General features: G+C 67.6%; 21 protein-coding genes, 1 tRNA gene and 1 pseudogene. 8 read left to right on the plus strand and 15 right to left on the minus strand.

Annotated elements, in window-relative coordinates:
• Window positions 1-3 precede the first annotated feature (3 nt).
• Complete coding sequence (locus tag IE191_RS16960) at window positions 4-777, plus strand: M23 family metallopeptidase (RefSeq protein ID WP_229815548.1); 774 nt, start codon at window positions 4-6, stop codon at window positions 775-777.
• Between the two features lie 130 nt (window positions 778-907).
• Here IE191_RS16960 and IE191_RS16965 read toward each other — a convergent pair whose 3' ends face one another.
• A complete protein-coding gene (locus tag IE191_RS16965; protein WP_229815550.1) occupies window positions 908-1,294 on the minus strand; it encodes a DUF1761 domain-containing protein in 387 nt (128 codons plus the stop codon).
• A 239-nt stretch (window positions 1,295-1,533) separates the two neighbouring features.
• Here IE191_RS16965 and rimO point away from each other — a divergent pair, with 239 nt between their 5' ends.
• Complete coding sequence (gene rimO, locus IE191_RS16970) at window positions 1,534-2,946, plus strand: 30S ribosomal protein S12 methylthiotransferase RimO (RefSeq protein WP_229815552.1); 1,413 nt, start codon at window positions 1,534-1,536, stop codon at window positions 2,944-2,946.
• Window positions 2,947-2,964: 18 nt separating this feature from the next.
• On the opposite strand, the gene IE191_RS16975 is transcribed toward rimO, so the two are convergent.
• The 3 genes from IE191_RS16975 to IE191_RS16985 form a co-directional block, all read right to left on the minus strand.
• Window positions 2,965-3,849: a cation diffusion facilitator family transporter gene (locus IE191_RS16975; protein ID WP_373299320.1), complete on the minus strand. Its 885-nt coding sequence runs from the start codon at window positions 3,847-3,849 to the stop codon at window positions 2,965-2,967.
• A gap of 149 nt (window positions 3,850-3,998) precedes the next feature.
• Window positions 3,999-5,777, minus strand: coding sequence for a methyl-accepting chemotaxis protein (locus IE191_RS16980; protein ID WP_191325573.1), 1,779 nt, complete (start codon window positions 5,775-5,777; stop codon window positions 3,999-4,001).
• Between the two features lie 120 nt (window positions 5,778-5,897).
• Entirely contained in the window at window positions 5,898-6,887 is a 990-nt protein-coding gene (locus IE191_RS16985; protein ID WP_191325574.1) for a magnesium and cobalt transport protein CorA, read from the minus strand.
• A 77-nt stretch (window positions 6,888-6,964) separates the two neighbouring features.
• Between IE191_RS16985 and IE191_RS16990 the strand changes: the two genes are divergently transcribed.
• From IE191_RS16990 to IE191_RS17005, 4 genes are all read left to right on the plus strand, one after another.
• Window positions 6,965-8,500, plus strand: coding sequence for a flavin-containing monooxygenase (locus IE191_RS16990; protein ID WP_268249451.1), 1,536 nt, complete (start codon window positions 6,965-6,967; stop codon window positions 8,498-8,500).
• A complete protein-coding gene (locus IE191_RS16995) occupies window positions 8,497-9,258 on the plus strand; it encodes a competence/damage-inducible protein A (RefSeq protein ID WP_191325576.1) in 762 nt (253 codons plus the stop codon). The genes IE191_RS16990 and IE191_RS16995 overlap by 4 nt, the downstream gene beginning before the upstream one ends.
• 94 nt (window positions 9,259-9,352) lie before the next feature.
• Window positions 9,353-11,422 carry a DUF3857 domain-containing protein gene (locus tag IE191_RS17000; protein ID WP_191325577.1) on the plus strand — a complete coding sequence of 690 codons (2,070 nt, stop codon included), beginning with the start codon at window positions 9,353-9,355 and terminating at the stop codon, window positions 11,420-11,422.
• On the plus strand, window positions 11,419-11,976 hold the full coding sequence (locus IE191_RS17005) for a hypothetical protein (protein ID WP_191325578.1): 558 nt from the start codon (window positions 11,419-11,421) through the stop codon (window positions 11,974-11,976). Before IE191_RS17000 ends, IE191_RS17005 begins: the two co-directional genes overlap by 4 nt.
• Here the strand turns inward: IE191_RS17005 and IE191_RS17010 are convergent.
• The 6 genes from IE191_RS17010 to IE191_RS17035 all read right to left on the minus strand — a co-directional run bounded on the left by IE191_RS17010 (window position 11,949) and on the right by IE191_RS17035 (window position 15,618).
• Window positions 11,949-13,076, minus strand: a complete 1,128-nt coding sequence (locus tag IE191_RS17010; RefSeq protein ID WP_191325579.1) for an FUSC family protein — start codon at window positions 13,074-13,076, stop codon at window positions 11,949-11,951. The two genes, IE191_RS17005 and IE191_RS17010, sit on opposite strands and share 28 nt — an antisense overlap.
• Window positions 13,077-13,161: 85 nt before the next feature.
• Window positions 13,162-13,863 (minus strand): 50S ribosomal protein L1, encoded by a 702-nt coding sequence (rplA, locus tag IE191_RS17015; RefSeq protein WP_191325580.1) that lies wholly within the window; start codon window positions 13,861-13,863, stop codon window positions 13,162-13,164.
• Window positions 13,864-13,867: 4 nt separating this feature from the next.
• Window positions 13,868-14,299 carry a 50S ribosomal protein L11 gene (gene rplK / locus IE191_RS17020; RefSeq protein ID WP_191325581.1) on the minus strand — a complete coding sequence of 144 codons (432 nt, stop codon included), beginning with the start codon at window positions 14,297-14,299 and terminating at the stop codon, window positions 13,868-13,870.
• A gap of 229 nt (window positions 14,300-14,528) precedes the next feature.
• Window positions 14,529-15,065, minus strand: a complete 537-nt coding sequence (gene nusG / locus IE191_RS17025) for a transcription termination/antitermination protein NusG (protein ID WP_191325582.1) — start codon at window positions 15,063-15,065, stop codon at window positions 14,529-14,531.
• 32 nt (window positions 15,066-15,097) lie between these two features.
• Window positions 15,098-15,292, minus strand: coding sequence for a preprotein translocase subunit SecE (gene secE, locus IE191_RS17030; RefSeq protein ID WP_191325583.1), 195 nt, complete (start codon window positions 15,290-15,292; stop codon window positions 15,098-15,100).
• A 250-nt stretch (window positions 15,293-15,542) separates the two neighbouring features.
• Window positions 15,543-15,618: transfer RNA gene (locus IE191_RS17035), tRNA-Trp, on the minus strand.
• A 69-nt stretch (window positions 15,619-15,687) separates the two neighbouring features.
• Between IE191_RS17035 and aat the strand changes: the two genes are divergently transcribed.
• Window positions 15,688-16,491 (plus strand): leucyl/phenylalanyl-tRNA--protein transferase, encoded by an 804-nt coding sequence (gene aat / locus IE191_RS17040; protein WP_191325584.1) that lies wholly within the window; start codon window positions 15,688-15,690, stop codon window positions 16,489-16,491.
• A gap of 35 nt (window positions 16,492-16,526) precedes the next feature.
• Here the strand turns inward: aat and IE191_RS17045 are convergent.
• The 4 genes and pseudogenes from IE191_RS17045 to IE191_RS17060 all read right to left on the minus strand — a co-directional run.
• Window positions 16,527-16,955: pseudogene (locus tag IE191_RS17045) on the minus strand (DUF2155 domain-containing protein); the annotation flags it as partial.
• Window positions 16,955-17,368 carry an NADH:ubiquinone oxidoreductase subunit NDUFA12 gene (locus tag IE191_RS17050; RefSeq protein WP_191325585.1) on the minus strand — a complete coding sequence of 138 codons (414 nt, stop codon included), beginning with the start codon at window positions 17,366-17,368 and terminating at the stop codon, window positions 16,955-16,957. The gene IE191_RS17050 and the pseudogene IE191_RS17045, both read right to left, overlap by 1 nt.
• Before the next feature lie 123 nt (window positions 17,369-17,491).
• Window positions 17,492-18,013, minus strand: a complete 522-nt coding sequence (locus IE191_RS17055) for a DUF192 domain-containing protein (protein ID WP_191325586.1) — start codon at window positions 18,011-18,013, stop codon at window positions 17,492-17,494.
• A complete protein-coding gene (locus IE191_RS17060; RefSeq protein WP_229815554.1) occupies window positions 17,997-18,578 on the minus strand; it encodes a RecX family transcriptional regulator in 582 nt (193 codons plus the stop codon). The genes IE191_RS17055 and IE191_RS17060 overlap by 17 nt, the downstream gene beginning before the upstream one ends.
• A 180-nt stretch (window positions 18,579-18,758) precedes the next feature.
• On the opposite strand from IE191_RS17060, the gene IE191_RS17065 reads away from it, so the two are divergent.
• Window positions 18,759-20,516: a fatty acyl-AMP ligase gene (locus IE191_RS17065; protein WP_191325588.1), complete on the plus strand. Its 1,758-nt coding sequence runs from the start codon at window positions 18,759-18,761 to the stop codon at window positions 20,514-20,516.
• Window positions 20,517-20,634: 118 nt separating this feature from the next.
• Here IE191_RS17065 and IE191_RS17070 read toward each other — a convergent pair whose 3' ends face one another.
• A complete protein-coding gene (locus IE191_RS17070; RefSeq protein WP_308432933.1) occupies window positions 20,635-21,360 on the minus strand; it encodes an SDR family NAD(P)-dependent oxidoreductase in 726 nt (241 codons plus the stop codon).
• Between the last annotated feature and the right edge of the window lie 52 nt (window positions 21,361-21,412).

Here is a 21,412-nt window from a genome sequence, read left to right on the forward strand (position 1 = left end):
GCCGTGGCGCGGCCGCACAGCCTGGGCCTGGCGCTCGCGCTGTTGCTGGCCGCGCCCGCGCTGGCCCAACCGCGCCAAAGCCAGCCGCCATCTTACGAATCGCCGATCATCGCCTGGACCTATGTGGTCCAGCCCGGCGACACCTTCGCCGCGATTGCCCGGCGCATGGGGGTTTCGATGGCGGCGCTGGCCGCGGAAAACCGCGTGCCGCTGCCCTATCTGATCACCCAGGGCCAGGTGCTGCGCCGGCCATCGCCGCCCCAGGCGCCCCAGGCGCTGAAACCCGCATCACCCACCGCGCCGGTGCGCCGCCCGCCGCCCGCTGCGCGCCCCGCGCCGCCACCGCGCCCTGTGCCGACTCCGGCGCCGTCCCATGCCCGCGAGGCTGGCGCCCCGCGCCTGGCCTGGCCAACCTCGGGCACGATCGTGGCGCGCTATGGCGTGCCCCACCCGGGCGGACGCGCCAACAACGGCATCGACCTGGCCGCTTTCACCGGCATGAGCGTCCACGCTGCCGCAGCCGGGCGCGTGGTCTTTGCCGGCAACGAGCCGGAGCGCTTTGGTCAGTTGATCGTGATCGACCACGGCGGCGGCTGGGTTACCGCCTATGCCTATCTCGGCCGCGTGGACGTGCAGGAAGGGCAGCGCGTGCTTGCCCGACAGGCCATCGCCCGCATCGGCAAGAGCGGCGAAGCCAAGAAACCCACGCTGCATTTCGAACTGCGCCGCGACAACGTGCCGCGCGATCCGGCACCCTATCTGCCGGTGCGGTTGTGATGGTTGCGCCTGGTTTCGCACCACCCCCCGGCCCCCTCCTCTGAAGAGGAAGGGGAGTTAAACCGCTGATATGAAAGCCCCCTTCCTCTTTAGAGGAGGGGGTTGGGGGTGGTGGAAGCCTGCGACGACCTCAGTGCCCGCCCAGCAGCCAGAAGATCGTGCCCATCGCCAGGTAGCACAGCAGCACGCAGCCCGCGTCGATCATGGCCAGGCGCGTGGAGGTGCGCTGCTGGGTATAGCCGATCCACAGGCCGGGAATGACGAACGAGATCGCCAGCCCGCCCGACATCATGAAATAGAGCCAGGGCTTGACGCCCAGCGTCGCCGTGCCGACGCGGGCGAACATGTGGCCCATCATCGTGGCGCTGACCAGCAGCAGACCGGCGGTGATCGCCAGCGTGCGCCAGGGTGCGGTGCGCAGGCCAAGGCCGCCCGGCCCAACTTCGGCAAGCCGCGCGCGCCCGAACAGCGGGCCATACCACAGGCCCTGCACCGCCAGCGCCGCCACCACGGCCATTATCACTGCCAACCAGTTAACCGGACCCATTGCACCTCTTTCCCGTGCCACGCCCCCGTATGCGCCCCCGCCAGGTGCCACTGCCTAGACCCGGCGCGCGCAAAGCGCAAACATGTGACAGAAAGTCATCGCTTTCCCTTCACGATCCATCGCACGCTGCCGCCGCCGGCCGCCACGAATCGTGGAAAAGCCATGACAAGGTGACGCGCGCCGCTTTTGCGCGTATGGGCGCGCGCACGATGGCCACACTTCCCCCCGATTCCCGCGAAAATTCCGCCACCCCCGCCCCCGAGCCCAAGCGCGTGGGCATGGTCAGCCTGGGCTGCCCCAAGGCGCTGGTCGATTCCGAACGCATCCTCACCCGCCTGCGCGCCGATGGCTATGCCATGAGCGCCGATTATGCCGGGGCCGACGTGGTGCTGGTCAACACCTGCGGCTTCCTCGATTCGGCCAAGGAGGAAAGCCTGGCCGCGATCGGCGAGGCGATTGCCGAGAACGGCCGCGTGATCGTGACCGGGTGCATGGGCAACGAGGCCGACGTGATCCGCGCGCGGTTTCCCGATGTCCTGGCCGTGACCGGCGCGCACCAGTATGAAGCCGTGGTGGAGGCCGTGCACGAAGCAGCGCCCCCGGCGATGGGGCCATACTTCGACCTGATCCCCCAGGCGCTCGACGACATGGGCGGGGTCAAGCTCACCCCGCGCCATTACGGCTATCTCAAGATTTCCGAAGGCTGCAACCACGCCTGCTCGTTCTGCATCATTCCCGATCTGCGCGGGAAACTGGCCAGCCGGCGGATCGACGCCGTGCTGCGCGAGGCGGAAAAGCTGGTTGCCGCCGGCACTCGCGAACTGCTGGTGATCAGCCAGGATACCTCGGCCTATGGCGTGGACGTGCGCCATGAAACGCGGCAGTGGAAAGGCCGCGAGGTGCGCACGCACATGACCGACCTGGCGCGCGAACTGGGGCAGTTGCGCACGCCCGATGGCCAGGTGCCGTGGGTGCGGCTGCACTATGTCTATCCCTATCCGCATGTGGACCAGGTGATCCCGCTGATGGCGCAAGGGCTGCTCACGCCCTATCTGGACATTCCGTTCCAGCACGCCAGCCCCAAGGTGCTGCGCGCGATGAAGCGCCCGGCCAACGAGGCCAAGGTGCTCGACCGCATCAAGGCCTGGCGCGCGATCTGCCCCGATCTCGCCATCCGCTCCAGCTTCGTCGTCGGCTTCCCCGGCGAGACGGAAGAAGATTTCCAGTACCTGCTCGACTGGCTCGATGAAGCCCAGCTCGATCGCGTCGGTGCGTTCCGGTTCGAGCCGGTGGAAGGCGCGGCAGCCAACGCCCTGCCCGATCCGGTGCCCGAAGCGGTGAAGGAAGAGCGCTATGCCCGGATCATGGCCAAGACCGAAGCGATCAGCGCCGCGCGCCTGGCCGCCAAGGTCGGCCGCACGATCCGCGTGATCATCGACGATGTGGGCGAGCCGGACGAGGACGGCGACATCGGCGCCACCGGCCGCAGCCAGGCCGACGCACCCGAAATCGACGGCGCGGTCTATCTGCGCAACGTGCCCGAAAGCCTCAAGGCCGGCGATTTCGTCGATGTGCTGGTCGAAGAGGCTGACGCCCACGACCTGTTCGGCGTGATCGCGTAACCGCCCGGCCCGAAGCGCTCAACCGTCGAGCGCTTCGGTCGCGCTGTCGCGCGGACGCACATAGACGCGCGCCACGATCGGGAATTGCGCGGCCACTTGCGTCTCGATCGCCAGCACGATCCGCTCCACGTCGCGCGCGGTGATCGTATCCTCGAAATCGGCGCTGATGATCACCGTCACCATCGTCGGTGCGCTGTGCACGGTCAGCACTTCGTGCACGCGCACCACGCCGGCATGGGCAGCAGCGGTCTTGCGGATCGCGGCGACCATCTGCGGATCGGCCGCCTCACCGATCAGCAGGCCCTTGGCTTCATAAAGCAGGATCAGCGCCAGCGCGCCCAGCACCAGGCCGATCAGCACCGAGGCCAGGCCATCCCACAGCGGATTGCCGGTCACCAGGCTCATGCCCAGGCCGAGAGCCGCGAGCACGAGGCCGGTCAGCGCGCCCGAATCCTCCAGCAGGATCACCAGCGTCGGTGCATCCTTGGTATCGCGGATGGCCGCCCAGATCGTGCCGCGCCGGCCACGATTGAAATCGCCCAGCGCCGCCAGGATCGACCAGCCCTCAAGCGCGAAGGCGATGCCCAGCACGATGAAGGCGATCAGCGGGCTGGTCGCCGGCTCCGGGTGCAGGATGTGCAGCACGCCTTCATAGACCGAGACCCCCGCCCCCAGCGCAAAGACCAGGATGGCGACGATGAAGCTCCAGAAATAGAGCTCACGACCATAGCCGAAGGGATGGAGCGCATCAGCCGGCTTGGTCGCGCGCGAGCGGCCATGCAGCAGCAGCAACTGGTTGGTCGAATCGACCAGACTGTGCACCCCTTCGGTCAGCATGGCAGACGATCCGGTCAGCGCCGCGGCCACGAATTTGGCCCCGGCAATGCCCAGGTTCGCCCCCAAGGCTATCAAGATGGTGCGTGTCGATCCCCCGGCCATGCGCGGTCTGTTCCCCTGTTGCCATTGTCGTGACGGTGCCACTTCATCACGATGTTGGGGGGCTAACGCGCAAGTCGGCAAAATGTCACGCCGAAATCGTGACCGGGCGTGTGTCAGGCGGCCAGACGGTCATAGGACGAGGAACCGCCGCCATGGCCCAGATCGAACCGGCCGACGAGCTGGCCCAGCGCATTGGCTTCGTTCGACAGGCTGCGCGAGGCGGCCGTGGCCTCCTCAACCAGCGCGGCATTGGCCTGGGTGATGCGGTCCATGTCGGATACCACGGTGTCGACCTGGCCGATCGCGCCCGCCTGTTCCTCGGCCGAGCGGGCGATCGCCTCGATCATTTCCGACAGGCGCGAGGTGCGCTCCACGATCTGGCCCAGCGCGCTCTGCGTCTCGCCGATCATCTGCACGCCGTTGCCCACGTCGCGGTCGCTCTCGCGGATGATCGCGGTGATGTCCTTGGCCGCTTCGGACGAGCGCTGCGCCAGGCTGCGCACTTCGCTGGCGACCACGGCAAAGCCCTTGCCGGCGTCGCCCGCACGCGCCGCTTCGACCCCGGCGTTGAGCGCCAGCAGGTTGGTCTGGAACGCGATCCCTTCGATCAGCGCGACGATTTCCTGCATGCGGTTGCTGGACTTGGCGATTTCCTCCATCGCCGCCACGGCCTGGGTCATCGTTTCGCCACTGGCGCGCGCTTCGTGGCGGGTCTGGCGGGCGGTGTCGCTGGCTTCCTTGGCGGTCTGCGCGGTCTGGGTCACGGTGGTGCTCAGCTCACGCACGGCAGCCGCGGATTCCTCCAGCGCGGCGGCCTGGTTTTCGGTGCGGCTCGACAGGTCGTGGCTGGCCGAGGCGATTTCGCTTGCCCCCACGCGCACGCCCTGGGCCGCCTGGGTCACCTGCCCCAGGGCATCGGCTAGGCTGGCCATCGACTGGTTGAAATCGATCCGCAACTGTTCGTAATCGCCCGGGAATGTCTCATTGATACGATGCGACAGGCGGCCTTCGCGCAGCGCGGTGAGGCCCGCGCCGAGCGCGCCGACCACCTGCTGCTGCACCGCCATGCGCTCTTCCCCGGCCCGCGCCGCGCGCCGCGCGACGAAGTCCTTGATGCCCTCCAGCGCACGGGCGATGTCCCCCACTTCGTCGGTCAGGTCATGCCCCGGCACGGCGCGGTCGATCTGGCCACCCGCCATGTCCTGCATCGCGCCGGAAAGCTGGGCAAGCGGCGTGGACACGCGCACCCGGAACAGCAGCGCGACACCCAGCCCGACGACCACGGCAAAAACGCCGGTGGCGATCGCCAGCGTCTGGAGATGGTGCGCCTGGGCGGAGCCGGCGGCCGTGTCATCCTTGGCCAGGGCGGCATTGCGCGCGGCCAGGGCGGCGATGCGCTTGCCCATGTCCAGGCCGATCGGATTCATCTTGTCGCGAAACGCAGCATAGGCTTCGTCATTGCGGTTCTGGAGCGAAAACTCGCGCACCGGCCGTGCTTCCTTGACCCAGGACTTGAACACACCTTGCAGTTCGGTCACCGCCTGGAGTTCGTCGCTGTCCCCCTTGGTCTCCTGCATCGTGCGATAATCGCCCAAGGCCTTGTCGAATTCGGCGATCTTGGTTTCCAAATCGGCATCGAGCCGCCGGGTTTCGGTGAGTTCGTTGGACAGGATGTGCTTGGCGATGGTCAGCCGCAGATCGCCGACAATGCCGCGCAAATGGATGAGCGCAGTGAGCGTGGGCACCGTATCGTCGGCCATGGCGTTAAGGCGCCCGCCCAGGCTGGACGTGGCGGTGATCGCCATGCCCGCGCTGCCCACCGCCGCCAGGGCGAGCAGCAGGGTGCCAAACAGCGAAATCGTGCGGATGCGCAAAGAGCCAAGAACGGACATGCAACCAACCCTTGCCAGTAATGATCCGCGCAAGACGGCGCGGCTTGGCAGGGTTAATGGACTGGCCACCGTTAAACCGGCGCGAGAGCCATATAAGGAAATGTGGCTAGACGGTCGCCGTCAAAGCCAGCCGATGCGCCGGAAGCGCCAGTAGAGCCCGCCACAGACCGTCAGGATCACACCCAGGACGACGAAATAGCCGTAATGCCACTTCAGCTCCGGCATGAAATCGAAATTCATGCCATAGATGCCGGCGATGGCGGTGGGCACGGCCAGCAGCCCCGCCCAGGCGGCAAGCTGGCGGGTCATCTCGCCCTGGCGATGCTGTTCGAGCAGGCTCGCGGTCTCGACGATGGCCGCCAGCGTTTCCTTGAGCCCGCGCATGCGCGCCATGGCCCGGCGCACATGGTCGAGCACGTCGCGGAACCAGATCCGCGCGGTCGGGTCGATCAGCGCCACTTCGGTCTCGGCCAGGCGCTCGCACACTTCCTCCATCGGCCCGACGATGCGCTCGAACCGGCGCAACTGGCGGCGCAGACGAAAGATGCGGCGGATCGTCTGTTGCTCGGGAAAGACATCGATCGCGGCTTCTTCCATGGCATGGGCCACGGACTCCAACTGATCCATGATCGGCAGATAGCCATCGACGATGAAATCGAGAATGGCATGCAGCACATAGTCTGCGCCTTCGGCCAGGCGCTCGGGATCGGCTTCCAGCGTGGCGCGCAGGCCCAGGTGCGCCCGGTTGGACCCGAACCGCACCGAAATGACGAAATCCGCACCCAGGAAAAACGCGGTCTGGCCATAGACCAGCGTTTCCCCCGGCTCCAGCGTGGCGGTGCGCGCCACCACGAACAGATGCTTCTGGTACTGGTCCACCTTGGGCATCTGCTGCGGATTGAGCGCATCCTCGATCGCCAGCGGATGCAGGCCATAGTGGCGCGCAACCTGGTCCATCTCCTCGTGCGAGGGTTCGCACAGGCCGATCCAGTCGAACGCACCATCGGGGACAGGCGAAAAGCCTTCGTCCAGATCGAGTGGGCCGGGAACACGGGCAGCGGAGCGGCCGGCAGGATCGGGCGCATAGCGGCGCGCGGCGATGATCGTCATGGCAGCTTATGTGGCAATGCCGCGCGCAAAGCGCAATCGCACTGGCCAAAACCGCCACAGGCCTTACTGCCAACGCCGTGACACAAGCTCCCGATCTGGACGTGGCGATCATCGGCGCCGGCATCAGCGGCATCAGCATGGCCGCACATATCGCGCGCGATTGCCCCGGCCGCCGCTTTGCCGTGCTGGAACGGCGGGCGGCGGTGGGCGGCACCTGGGATCTGTTCCGCTATCCCGGTGTGCGGTCGGACAGCGACATGCACACTCTGGGCTTCGGCTTTGCCCCGTGGCGCGGGGCCGATGCCATTGCCGATGGCGCGGCGATCCGGGACTATCTGAACGAGGTTGTCGCGCAGCATGACCTGGCCCAGCATATCCGCACCGGCACGCAGGTGACCGCCGCCGAGTGGGACAGCACGGCTGCCTGCTGGCGGCTGGACTGGAAGACCGAAGGGCAAGGGGGCGCACAAGGCACTGCCGGGCACCTGACCGCGCGATTCCTCGTGCTGGCGGCCGGCTATTACGATCACGATGCGGCGCATGACCCTGCCTTGCCGGGGCAGGCCGAGTTTGCCGGGCCGATGGTGCTGCCCCAGTTCTGGCCGCAGGATCTGGACGTGGCCGGCAAGCGCGTGGTGGTGATCGGATCGGGCGCCACCGCCGCCACGCTGGTGCCCGCCCTGGCGCAGCGCGGCGCGCAGGTCACCATGCTGCAACGCACGCCCACCTGGTTCATCGCCAGCCCGCGTCGGGACCGGCTGGCCCATCTGCTCAACCGCGTTCTGCCCGCCCCGCTTGCCGCGCGGCTGGTGCGCTGGCGCAATATCCGCCTGGGCGCGTGGTTCTACAACCGAGCCCGCCAGGCGCCGGGCAAAGTCGGCGCCTGGCTCAAGCGCCGGGCCGCCCGCGCGCTCGGCCCGGCCTGGGACGAAGTGGCGTTCACGCCGCCCTATGGCCCCTGGCAGCAGCGCCTGTGCCTGGTGCCCGATGGCGATCTGTTCGCCGCCATCCGATCCGGTCAGGCCCGGGTGGTGACCGGCCGGATCGCCCGGATCGAGCGCGACGGGATCAGCCTGGAAAACGGCGGGCTGGAAAATGGCGGGCGCCTGGCCGCCGACGTGATCGTCAAGGCCACCGGCCTGAAACTGGCGGTGGCCGGCAAGATCGCCCTGCGGCGCGACGGCGTGGCGATCAACCTCGCCGATCATCTGCACTACAAGGACTGCATGCTGTCCAACCTGCCCAACCTGGTGCAGGTGTTCGGCTATCTCAACGCCTCATGGACGCTGCGCGCCGATCTTGTCGCCGCGTTCACCGCCCGCGTGCTCAACCATATGGCGCAGACCGGCGCCCAGGTCGCCACCCCGGTCCTGCCTGCCGACCATGGCCTGGAGATCGACGAGACGCCGGCCTTTTCGTCGGGCTATCTGCTGCGCGGCCAGCATCTTTTGCCGCGCAGCAGCACGGAGCGGCGCTGGCGACTGAACCACGATTACCTGTCCGATCGGGCATTCCTGCGCCGCGATCCGCTGGAAGACGGGGTCTTGCGCTTTGACCATGCCCCGCCCCGGCTTGCGCCTTGGCCCGATTGCGCTATCGATACCCCCCGATGAATGACGCTTCACGCATCTGGACCGCTGCCCTGCTGGTGATCGGCGACGAGATTCTCTCGGGCCGGACCCACGACAAGAACATTGCCCAGGTGGCCACCTGGCTCAATGTCCAGGGCATCCGCCTCAAGGAAGTGCGCGTGGTGGCCGATGACATGGCCGCCATTGTCGAGGCGGTGAATGCCCTGCGCGCCCGCAACGATTACCTGTTCACCACCGGCGGCATCGGCCCGACGCACGACGATATCACGGTGGATGCGGTGGCCGCGGCGCTGGGCGTGGAGGTGGTGATCCATCCCGATGCCCGCGCCATGCTGGAAGCCTATTACGCCCCGCGCGGCGGCGTGAACGAAGCACGCCTGCGCATGGCGCGCGTGCCGGCCGGGGCCAGTCTAATCGAAAACGCGCTGTCGGGCGCGCCCGGCATTGCCGTGGCCAATATCCACCTGCTCGCCGGCGTGCCCCATATCGCCGCCGAAATGCTCGCCGCCTTGACCGGCAAGCTCGAAGGCGGGTTGCCGGTGCTCTCTGCCACGATCGGCTGCTGGGTAACGGAAAGCGAAGTGGCCGACCTGCTGCGCGAGACCGAACAGACCCACGCCGGTTGCCAGATCGGATCGTACCCGTTCTTCCGCGAAGGCCGGGTGGGCGCCAATTTCGTGATCCGCTCTATCGACCAGCGCGTGATCGATGCCTGCGCGGCAGACCTGGTGGCGGGCCTTGGCGCCTTGGGCCGCACGGGCGTACCCGGCGGAATCTGACCGAAACCGACAGAATTTTCCCTAGACTGTCCGGGCACTTCCGGCATTATCCGGTTGCGGCGCGGCGGATACCGTGCCTGGCAGGGGGATAGACTTGAGCAGATGCAGGGAATGGGCCGCAGCGGCCTGGCTGGCGGCAGGATCGGGTCTTGCCCTCACCGCCGCAACGGCACAGGCCGCCGGCGTGCGCGAAGTGATCGTGGCCGATCCGGCGCCCTGGACGCTGCCGCCGCCAGCCCCTTCCGCCACGCCGCCTTCGGCCCAAGCGGCGCTGGCCGTGATCTACAACGATACGCAGTACATGGCCGGGGCCGAAGGGCTCCAGGTCTATTCCGCCGTGCGCTATCGCATTACCAAGCCGGAAGGCCTGGCCGCAGGCAACCTCACGCTCACCTGGTCTCCCGATGCGGGCAGCATGGTGCTGCACCGCCTGCGGGTGATCCACGGCGGGACCACCCGCGACCTCACCCGCAGCGCGAAATTCGCGGTGATGCAACGCGAACAGAACCTGGAACTGGCCGCGCTCGATGGCCGCTTGACCGCCGCCTACCAGATTCCCGGGCTGGAAGTGGGTGACGAGGTGGAACTGGCCACCACGCTCACCAGCAAGGACCCGACGCTTGCCGATGCGCGCGGCGATCTCTATCTGCTGCCCCAGGCCAGTTCCACCGGGACGTACCGGCTGCGCGTTGCCTGGCCGCAGGACCACCCGCTGCGCTGGCAGGCGACGCCGGACGTGAAGCCTGCACCGTTTCCCGCCGGGGGCAAGCTGGCGGGGATTGCCGTGGAAATGCACGATCCCGAGCCACCGGCCGATGTGCCGACCGGCGCGCCGCCGCGCTATGGCTGGCGCCGCCTGGTGGAATTCACCAACTATGCCAGTTGGCCCGATTTCTCCCGCCGGCTGTTCCCGCTCTATGACAAGGCCACGCGCCTGCGCGCCGACAGCCCGCTCAAGGCCGAGATCGCGCGGATCGCGGCCGCCTCGCCCGATCCGGCAACGCGCGCGGCCGCCGCGCTGCGCCTGGTGGAAGAGCAGGTGCGCTATGTCTACGTGGGCATGGATGGTGCCAACCTTACCCCGGCCGATGCCGATGTGACCTGGCAGCGCCGGTTTGGCGACTGCAAGGGCAAGACCGTGCTGCTGCTGGCCCTGCTGCACGGTCTGGGGATCGAGGCGGAGCCACTGCTGATCCAGACCAAGGGTGGTGACGGGCTGGCCGATCGCCTGCCCAACGCAGGGCTGTTCGATCACGTGGTGGTGCGCGCCACGATTGCCCAAAAGCCGATCCTGCTCGACGGTACGCGGCTGGGCGATCGCTCGCTCGCCCTGATCCTGCCGCCGCCCTGGCGCCAGGCCCTGCCGATCACCCGCGAGGGCGCGCCGGTGCTGACCCTGCCCGCGCCACCGCCCACGCTGGCGCGCGCCATCGCAGTGCTGGATATCGACGCCAGCGCCGGCAGGAACGCCCGCGCCAAAGTGCGCGCGCGGCATATCCTGCGCGGCGACCAGGCGCTGGCGATCCGCAGCTACCTGTCCAGCCTGCCGGCCGTGGATGCCGAGCGCGCGCTGCGCAAGTATTGGCAGGCGCAGGAGAACTGGCTGGTGACCGACAAAGTGGCGTGGGACATCGACGATGCCCACGGCGCCGTGGTGCTGAGCGCGCAGGGGCTGGGCGACATGGACTGGGAAGAGCTGGATGGGGGCAGCCATCGCTACACCCTGCCCGGCGCCGGCTTCAATCCGCCCGAGCGGTTGCGCCGCCCGGCGGATCAGGACCAGACCTTGCCCTATGAAACCGATTATCCCGCGTTCCGCTGCTGGGTGACCACCGTGCGCCTGCCGGCGCCCGGTGACACGGAGATGTGGCGCTATCACGCCGCGCCGGTCAACCGCTCGCTGGGTGGCGTGGCCTATTGGCGCCAGGCCGGGCTGACCGGCAACGTGATGCGCACGGTGATGAGCCGGCGCGTACTGTTGCCCGAAGTGAGCGCCGCGCAAGCCGCCGAGCTCAACCGCCAGATCCCCGGTTTCGACAACGACATGTCCTCGGTCTATGACCAGCCCCTGTTCAAGGGGGCGCAGCGGCCCAAGGACGATCCCGCGCCCTTTGCCGACGATACCGACTGGCTGGCGGCCAAGACGCCCTGCACCGCGCCATGAGGAGCGTGGCAGCCCTGCTGGCCACGTTGGCTCTTGTCGGTTGCGTGCCGGCGCGGCTGCCGGCGCTGGAAGCGACTCTGGCCGCGCAGCCCAGCGCCACGGCCGCGCTGACGCAGTGGTGCGCCGCCGGGCATCTGGCCGATCCTGCCACGATTCGCGCCCTGGCCGATCGCACACCGCGCCCGGCGCCCGACAGCGTGCGCGCCGCGCTCGGGGTTGGCGCGACAGAGCCGCTGGGCTTTCGCCACGTGCGCCTGGCCTGTGGTAACGTCGTCCTGTCCGATGCGCAGAACTGGTTCGTGCCGGCGCGCCTGACCCCGGCGATGAACACAACGCTGGCGCAGACCGACACTCCGTTCGGCACGGTGGTGACGCCGCTGCACTTCACGCGCGCGCGCCTGGCTGCGCGGCGCGGGCGCATGGCGGAATGCCCGGCAGGCACGGTGCTGTCACACCGCGCGGTGCTGCGCCGGCCCGATGGCCTGGCGATCAGCCTGGTGGTGGAATGCTATACCCGCGCCAGCGTTCAGACTCCGCCTGCTTCGCTGCGTTGAGCGGCAGCGGGCGTTGTGACAGCGCCGCGCACCTTTGACAGGGCCGCGCCCAGCAGCAGCACGGGTTCGAGCACGGCCATGCCCACCAGGATGCCGATCAGCCGGTCATAGCCGGGCGCGATATGCGCCGCGTCCCAGCTATCGGGCACCAGCACGACCAGCACGGCCAGGGTAAACTGCGTGCCGACATAGCCGCGCCCATGGTTGCCGTTTTCCAGGTGCCGCCCCCAGGCCACGCCCAGCGCGGTACCCAGCAGCATCAGCGCGGCGCGCGCCGGCCCGTGCAGCAAGGCCGCCAGCCCCAGCACCAGCGCCGCCAGCGCCCCGCCGGCGAGACAGCCAAGCAGGCGATACCACAGGCGGCGGCTGACCTGGCGCAGGCCATTGGGGCCATCCACTGCCGTCACCGGGATGAGCATGACCGCCATGATGGTGATCGCGCCGGAAACCAGCGAGGGCAGATCCCACTGCGTCGCCAGGCCCAGCAGCAGCGCCAGCGCCAGCCCGCCGCGCGCGCCGTGCAGCATCGCATCGGGACGCCAGCCCACCCCCTGCGGCTTGGGCGCGCGGATCGCCGGCCAGCGGCGGCGCAGCGTCCAGGCCGAAGCGAGGCTCACCGCCATGCAGGCCGCCGTACCGGCCAGCGTCTCGATCATCCGCATCACCGCAAAAGCGCGCGGATCGGCGAGCGGCAGCGCCACGCGATCGTAGAGCATCATCGCAAAGGTCAGGCCCATGAACAGCCAGGCATAGGCATGGCGCGCGGTGATCGCGCCATAGAGGCTGATCGTGCCAGCCAGCGCCATGGCCAGGGCCAGCACCGGCATGCTGGTGCCCAGCGGGCTTTCCAGCACGGCCAGGCAGGCCAGCGCGCCGGCCGCGGTGCCGATGATCCGCAACAGGGAACGCCGCAGCGTTTCCAGCGGATGGCCGCGCATGACCATATAGCCGGTGAACGCCGCCCACGAGACATGGGTGGCGCCGATCACGTGGGCCAGCAGGATCGCCAACAGGACCGAGGCCACGCATTCGGCCTCGTCCACCAGGCGCGGCGCCAAGGGATCGGGTGTGGGGTCGACAGGGGAAACAGGAACGGTCACGCCATGTGCCTAGCCCAAACGGAAAGGGGCCGGGAAGGCAAACCTTCCCGGCCCCTGTATCCTTTTCGCCTTGGCGACTGGCGCCTTAGCTACCGTGAACCTGGGCCACGTCGATCTTCAGGCCGGGGCCCATCGACGAGGACAGGCCGACCTTGCGGACATACTTGCCCTTGGCGCCCGACGGCTTGGCCTTGACGATCGCATCGACGAAAGCGTCGAAATTGGCGCGCAGCGCTTCGTTCGAGAACGAGAGCTTGCCGATGCCGCCATGGATGATCCCGGCCTTTTCGACGCGGAATTCGATCTGGCCGCTCTTGGCCGACTTCACGGCGTCCGCCACGTTCGGGGTCACGGTGCCCAGCTTCGGGTTCGGCATCAGGCCCTTGGGGCCCAGCACCTTGCCGAGACGGCCGACCAGGCCCATCATGTCGGGCGTGGCGATCACGCGACCGTAGTCGAGGTTGCCGGCCTGCATGTCTTCCAGCAGGTCTTCGGCGCCCACGCGGTCGGCACCGGCGGCCAGCGCCGCTTCGGCCTTGTCGCCACGGGCGAACACGGCAACCTTGACGTCCTTGCCGGTGCCCGAGGGCAGGCTGACCATGCCACGAACCATCTGGTCGGCGTGACGCGGGTCAACGCCCAGGTTCAGCGACACTTCGAGCGATTCGTCGAACTTGGCGCTCTTGAGGTCCTTGAGCAACTGGATGGCTTCATCCACGCCGTAGAGCTTCTGGTTGTCGCCCAGCTTCTCGACGAGAGCCTTCTGCTTCTTGGTCTGCTTTGCCATCGGATCAGCCCTCCACAACCTGCAAGCCCATCGAACGGGCGGAGCCTTCGATGATCTTCGCGGCCTGCTGGATATCGTTCGCGTTCAGGTCCTTCATCTTGGCCTGGGCGATTTCTTCCAACTGCGAGCGCTTGATGGTGCCGGCCGAAGCCTTGCCCGGAGTCTTCGAGCCCGACTTGATGCCCACGGCCTTCTTGATGAAGTAGGTGGCGGGCGGAGTCTTGGTCACGAACGTGAACGAGCGGTCCGCATAGACCGTGATCACGGTCGGCAGCGGCGTGCCCTTTTCGATTTCCTGGGTGGCTGCGTTGAATTCCTTGCAGAAACCCATGATGTTCACACCGCGCTGACCCAGCGCGGGGCCGATCGGCGGCGAAGGCTTGGCTTCGCCGGCATTGATCTGCAGCTTGATGTAGCCTTCGATCTTCTTGGCCATGATGGCCTCCTTTCATCCTGTTGGGGCACAAGGCCCCGCAGAGTAAGCGGCAATAGCGAGCGGCACGAACCACTCTACCGCGCGGAATCGGGTGGGCATGGCCCACCGGAAGTGCGCGCCCATAGCAGGTTGCACCGCATTTGCAACTGCCGGGGAAAAGCAAACCGCCGCGCGGGCAGGCCCGGCGGCGGCTGGCTTGGACCACCGGGGCAAGGCGCCCCGGCAGCAATCACTTGACCAGTTCGACCTCGTCGAAGCCCAGTTCCACCGGGGTGGCGCGGCCAAAGATCGAGACCGAGACCTTGACGCGGTGCTTGTCGAAATCGAGCTCTTCCACCACGCCGTTGAACGTGGCGAAGGGACCGGCGTTGACCTTGACCGAATCGCCGATCTCGTAATCCACGGCGACCTGGCGGGCGGGCTGGGCCGCGGCCTGTTCGCGGGCGCCGAAATAGCGCGCGGCTTCCTTTTCGGAAATCGGCTGCGGCTTGCCGTTATGGCCGAGGAAGCCGGTGACCTTGGGCGTGTTCTTGACGAGGTGATAGATATCGTCGTTCATCGCCAGCTTGGCCAGCACGTAGCCCGGCATGAACTTGCGCTCCACCGAGACCTTCTTGCCACGCTTCACTTCGGTCACGGTTTCGGTGGGCACTTCCACCGCTTCGACCAGTTGCGACAGGCCAATGCGCTCGGCTTCGGCGATGATCGATTCGCGGACCTTGTTTTCAAAGCCGGAATAGGCGTGGATGATGTACCAGCGGGCCATAATGCGTCTCTATGTGCGAAGGGGTCTACGGGTCAGGCCAGCTTGAGCAGCCACTGGACGATCATGCCGAACACGCTGTCGATGCCCAGGAAGAACACCGCCAGGATCAGCATCATGACGCCGACGAAAATCGCCGTGGTGGTGGTTTCCTGGCGCGTGGGCCACACCACCTTGCGCGCTTCCGCCTTCACCTGATTGAAGAATTCGCCGGGGCTGGTCTTGGCCATTTTCCGTGCCGCCTTCGCTGCCTGAATGAATCTCGTCGCTTCCGCCTAGGGGCCATCGCCGCCCCGGACAGGTCCGGGAGGGGCAGGTCAAGGCTCCGATGTCGGAAGATGCAGCGTATCTAGGGCGAAGCGCGCCGCTTGGCAAGGGTGGACGACAGGCACGCCGTGGGCCGGGCGGCACAATGCGAAAAAGGCCGCCAACCCGGTGGGGCTGGCGGCCTTTTTCGCGTCAGCCATCATCGCGCGATGATGGCAGGAGTGGAGGGACTCGAACCCCCGGCCCTCGGTTTTGGAGACCGATGCTCTACCAACTGAGCTACACTCCTGTGCTGGTGACGGCCCCTTAGTGGGTTGACGCGGGCAGTGCAACCGGCGGATGAAGATTTTCAACCGTCATGTTGCAAACCCACAGTTCCATCATCCCGCCCGATCTTCTGCTCAGGGCCTATCGTGCCGGGATCTTTCCCATGGCCGATAGCCGCGACGACCCTGAAATCTATTGGGTGGAGCCGCGCCTGCGCGCGATCCTGCCGCTCGACGGGTTCCACTGCTCGCATTCGCTGGCGCGCACGCTGCGGCGCGGGCGCTTTGTGGTGACCTGCAATGCGGCGTTCGATGCGGTGATCGATTCGTGCGCCGCGCCGCGCGCCGGGGCGCAGGATAGCTGGATTTCGCAGCGCATCCGCGACAGCTATCGCACGCTGCATGCCATGGGCCATGCTCATTCGATCGAGACCTGGGCGGTGGACGCGCAAGGCGAGCGCGCGCTGGTCGGCGGCCTTTATGGCGTGGGCTTTGCCCGCGTGTTCTGTGGCGAAAGCATGTTCAGCCGGCAGAGCGATGCCTCGAAAGTGGCGCTCGCCTGGCTGGTCGCCGCGCTGCGCCGGGCCGGGGCCATGCTGCTCGATTGCCAGTTTTCCACACCCCATCTCGCCTCGCTGGGCGCGATCGAGATTCCCCAGGCCGAATACCTTGCCCTGCTGGACGAGGCCGGGCGTTATTCGGTGGTCGAATCGCCCGGCGTGCCGCCATCTTCCACCACCGGCGCGTCGTCGGCCGGTGCGGTATCGTCCGGCTCTGCGGCCGGAGCAGCGGGCTTGCCGGCCGGCTTTGCCGCGCTCCTGGCAGCAGCGGCCGAGGCGGGGCTGTCTTCCTCGCCGGGGAACTTCATCGCGCAGTCCTTGACCCAGACATCATAGACCGGGTGCTCGACCACGTTGAGCGACGGTGAATTCTTGAACAGCCAGCCGGAAAAGACCTTGTGCCAGGTCAGCTTCTGCTCGGTGGTGGCGCGCTCTTCGACATAGAGCTGGACGAAGGCGCCGGTTTCGGCCGGATCCTCCCACGGCGCGGTGCGCTCGCAGGTGGCAAGGCGCACGATGGCATTGCCGATGCGCTTGGCCTCGCCCGAACGCAGCACGATATCCTGCGTGATGTTGTTGCGCTTGTTGAGGAAACCGAGCGTGGCGACGCGATCCTTGACCGGCGTGCCATAGTCGCTTTCGGCCGGGCCGCCACTGGCCGCCGGCATCGGGGCGGCAGCGGTGGCTTCCCCGGGAGGCGCGGTTTCCGCCGGTTCGCGGTTGCAGCCGGCCAGGGCGGCGGCCAGCAACAGCACGCCGCCGGCCCGCAAGACCGCAACCGACGGCGCGCGGATGGGCATCAGCCTTCGGGCGACCAGGCTTCGTAATCGCCGGTGGCGGCGGCGCGATGGCCGCCCCGCTCCAGCGCGCCCTGCGGGCGATAGGCCTTCGCCGTGCCGGTGGCATTGGGCGTGAATTCCACTTCCCAGATGCGCGGCGGCGGCAGGTTGCTTTCCGGCACGCCATCGAGCGAGCCGTGCAGCCAGCCATGCCATTCGGCCGGCACGCGGCTGGCATCGTTGGCGCCGTTGTAGATCACCCAGCGGCGCTCGCGCCCCTGGAACGGGTGACCCTTGGGATAGGGCTTCTTGGCGCGGTAATACTTGTTGCCCTGGGCATCGTGACCCACCAGCTCGCCATGGCGCGCGCTGTCGAGCAGGGTGCCGAAGGTGGCGCCGTTCCACCAGGTGAAGATCTTGCCAAGAATGCTCATGAAGCTCTTATTCCAGTTGCAGCCCGCCGCTGACGGGCCTTTCGCCCCTAGCGCCTGAAAGGGGGAGTCGGCAAGGGTGCTGTTGATCGCCGGTGAGGCTTGCAGACCCTTGCCGTGTGACACTTACCAGGCGATGCGGTCGCCCGGCTTGAGCCCGATCTGCGCGGCGCGGCCGCCGTTGAGTTCGAGCACGGCCGCCGCCGGCCCGGTGGATGGGAGCGGGGTCAGGTCATAGGGCACGGCATTGGCCGCCACGTTGAGCACGCGGTGGTTGGCGCCGATGAAGATGATGTCGAGCGGGATCACCGTGTTCTTCATCCAGAACGCAGCCATGCGCGGCGGCTCCATGGGGAAGATCATGCCTTCGTCCGCGCCCATCGCGGTGCGGAACATCAGGCCCTTTTCCTGCTCTTCGCCGGTCACGGCCACTTCCACGCGGAATTCGTGGCGGCCGGTCTTGGTGGCGATGGCCAGGGGAATGACCTTGAGGCCCGAGATCGGGTGCACCGTCGCGGCGCCCGAGGGCGCGGCGAGGGCATCGGACTTGTGGTGGCCGGCATCGGCCGTGGCCGGCGAACAGGCCATCATGCCACCGGCCAGCGCCAGCACCGCGCCCATCAGACCCGTCTTAATCGTCTGCTTCATAAACCCAGTCTTCCGCTTCGCGTTCGCCCGCTGCATTGACCAGCGCGCGCGCCATGGCAAGGGGGTGCCCCGCCCGCAGGAACGTGGCCACCTGCTTTTCCCGCAAGGCGGGATCGATCCGCCCGGCTTCGTCACGCGGGCCGAACGGCCCCAGCCGTCGCTTGCGTGCAAGGGCGAGCGCGGCGGCGCGCGCCTCGCGCTGCGAACCCAGCGCCTCGTCGCGCAGATCGGCGGCGATGCCCGCCTGGCCCAGATCCTGCGCGATGCGCCGGGCGCCCAGCCCGCGGCGGCGCAGGCTGGCCCCGCGCATGCGGGCATAGCCTTCGTCGCTGACATAGCCCGCCGCCGCCATGCGGGCGACGATCGTGCCAACGATCTCGGCAAGATCGGGCGCCTCCTCGTGCCACCCCCGTTCGCGCAGCTTGCGATTGAGATAGGCCGCCAGCTTGCCGGTGCTCGTGGCAAAGCGGGCGACATAGCCCAGGGCCAGTTCGTCAAGCTGGGCCGCATCGAGGGGACGGACGGCACGCGGCTTGCGACGATCTGGTACATCAGGGCGGTTCACGCCATATTCGTGCCACACTCCGGATTAAATGAGAACCTGGGTTTGCGGATTCTTGACCATTGGGGGTTGCGCCACGGCGTTCCCCCGGCAAGGAGCCCAAAACCAGTCAGCCACCATTCACTGCACAATGCAGAAGTGGGCGGCGGTGACAGATACCATAGTCCATTCCTGGGGTTTCGCATGACCGTTTCGGCCGCCGTCGCAGAAAAGATGGCCCTTGTTCCAACGCCCAACGACGATGCGCAGCCGCGCCGTTATGCGGATTTTGCCACGTTCTGCGATGCGCTGGACTATGCCGCCCAGGGCGAACGCGGGTTCAACTTCCACGATCCGCGCGGCACCCTCAAGCAGGTCTATCCGTTCGCCCAACTGCGCAGCGATGCGCTGGTGGCGGCGCGGCGCCTGGTGGCGCGCGGTGTGAAGCCGGGCGATCGCCTGGCCCTGATCGCCGAAACCGGCCCGGAATTTGCCGCGCTGTTCTGCGGCGCGGTCTATGCCGGCGCCTGGCCAGTGCCGCTGCCCCTGCCCACCAGCTTTGGCGGCAAGGAAAACTACATCGACCAACTGGCCGTGCAGCTTGCCAGCTCCGACCCGGTCATGCTGGTCTACCCCGACGAACTGGCAGAGATGTGCGGCCAGGCCGCCGCGCGCCAGGGCTGCCCGGGGCTGAGCTGGGCCGAATTCGATGCCGGCGCGCTGTCTGATGCCGATCTGCCCCAGGCCGATCCCGATGCGATCTGCTACCTCCAGTATTCCAGCGGCTCGACCCGCTTTCCCCATGGCGTTGCCGTTACCCACCGTGCGCTGCTGGCCAACCTAGCGGGCCATTCGCACGGCATGGAAATCGGCGACGGCGATCGCTGCGTGAGCTGGCTGCCGTGGTATCACGACATGGGCCTGGTCGGCTGCTTCCTCTCGCCGATCGCCAACCAGGTTTCGGTCGATTACCTCAAGACCGAGGACTTTGCCCGCCGCCCGCTGGCCTGGCTCGATCTGATCAGCCGCAACCAGGGCACCACGCTGTCCTATTCGCCGACCTTCGGTTATGACATCTGCGCCCGCCGCATTTCCAGCCAGACCAACGTGGCCGACCGGTTCGACCTGTCGCGCTGGCGCGTGGCCGGCAACGGCGCCGACATGATCCGCCCCGACGTGATGCAGGGCTTCGTCAATGCCTTTGCCGACGCCGGGTTCAAGGCCAGCGCGTTCCTGCCGAGCTATGGCCTGGCCGAAGCGACCCTGGCCGTCACCATCATGCCGCCGGGCGAAGGCATCCGCGTGGAACTGGTGGAGGAAGAGCGCCTGTCGGGCAGCCCGCGCGACCTGTCGCGCCCGGCCCGCTATCGCGCGATCGTCAACTGCGGCCTGCCCGTGCTGGGCATGGAAGTGGCGATTCGCGGCGAGAATGGCGAAGTGCTGGAGCACCATCACATCGGCAAGGTGTGGTGCCGTGGTTCCTCGGTCATGCACTCATACTTCCGCGATCCGGAATCGACCGATGCCTGCATGGTCGATGGCTGGCTCGATACTGGCGACATGGGCTATGTCAACGCGCAAGGCTATCTGTTCATCGTTGGCCGCGCCAAGGACATGATCATCATCAACGGCAAGAACCACTGGCCGCAGGATATCGAATGGGCCGTGGAACAGCTCCCCGGCTTCCACCAGGGCGACATCGCCGCGTTCTCGGTGGAAACCGAGAATGGTGAGGAAACGCCCGCCGTGCTGGTCCACTGCCGCGTGTCCGACCCGGAAGAGCGTGTGAAGCTGCGCGACCAGATCCGCGACAAGGTCCGCTCGATCACCGGCATGAACTGCGTGGTCGAACTCGTGCCGCCGCGCACCCTGCCCCGCACCAGCTCGGGCAAGCTCTCCCGCGCCAAGGCCAAGAAGCTGTACCTTTCGGGCGAGATCGAGCCGTATAGCCTGGCGGCTTGATCGCGGGGCGGGAAGGGTAACAGGCCCTCCCCCAACCCCTCCCGCACGCGGGAGGGGAGCTTTCCTTCCTCTCCCCCTCCCGCTTGCGGGAGGGGGGCGGGGGAAGGGGCTGTTGGCCTCAGAACGGAATTTCCGCGCCATCCCAGGCCCACAGCTTGCCACTGTCGGCCGGACCAAGGCCATCAAGCACATCCAGCATGGCCCCGGCTGAATGGGCCGGGGTGAACAGCTTTTCCGGCTTCACCCCGCGCTGGAACGGGGCCGATAGCGGCGTGTCCACCGTGCCGGGATGCAGCGCGGCGACTACCGCCTGGGGATGGCTGCGGGCCAGTTCGATGGAGAGGCCGCGCATCAGCATGTTGAGCGCCGCCTTGGCCGCGCGATAGCCGTGCCAGCCGCCCAGCCGATTGTCGGAAATCGATCCCACCCGGGCAGAAAGCACGGCGAAGACGCCGCGCCGATCGCGCGGCAACAGCGCCGGGGCCTGGGCCATGACCAGTGCCGGGCCGATGGCGTTGACGGCAAACTGCTCCGCCAGCGCGGGGGCGGCCAGCGCACGGACGCTCTTTTCCGGCGGCGTGCCATCGGCCAGGGTCAGGCGCCCGGTGGCGACCAGCACCATGTCGAGCGGGCCATCGTGGGCCAGACCCGCGCACGCACTCGCGACGCTCGCCGCGTCGCCATAATCGAACGTGAAAGGGCGTACCGTATCGGTAGCGGCCACCGGGTGCCGTGCCCCGGCATGGACCACCGCGACATCCTCGCGCATCGCCAGCGCCGCCACCAGCGCCGCACCGATCCCGCCCGAAGCGCCGAACACGGCGACTTTTCTGCCTTGCTGCATCATCGCGCCGGTGTGCGCGCACCGCCCGCGCCTGTCGAGCGGCCCGAAAGGG

Origin of the sequence: Novosphingobium pokkalii (assembly GCF_014652855.1) — a bacterium.
Taxonomy (GTDB): domain Bacteria; phylum Pseudomonadota; class Alphaproteobacteria; order Sphingomonadales; family Sphingomonadaceae; genus Novosphingobium; species Novosphingobium pokkalii.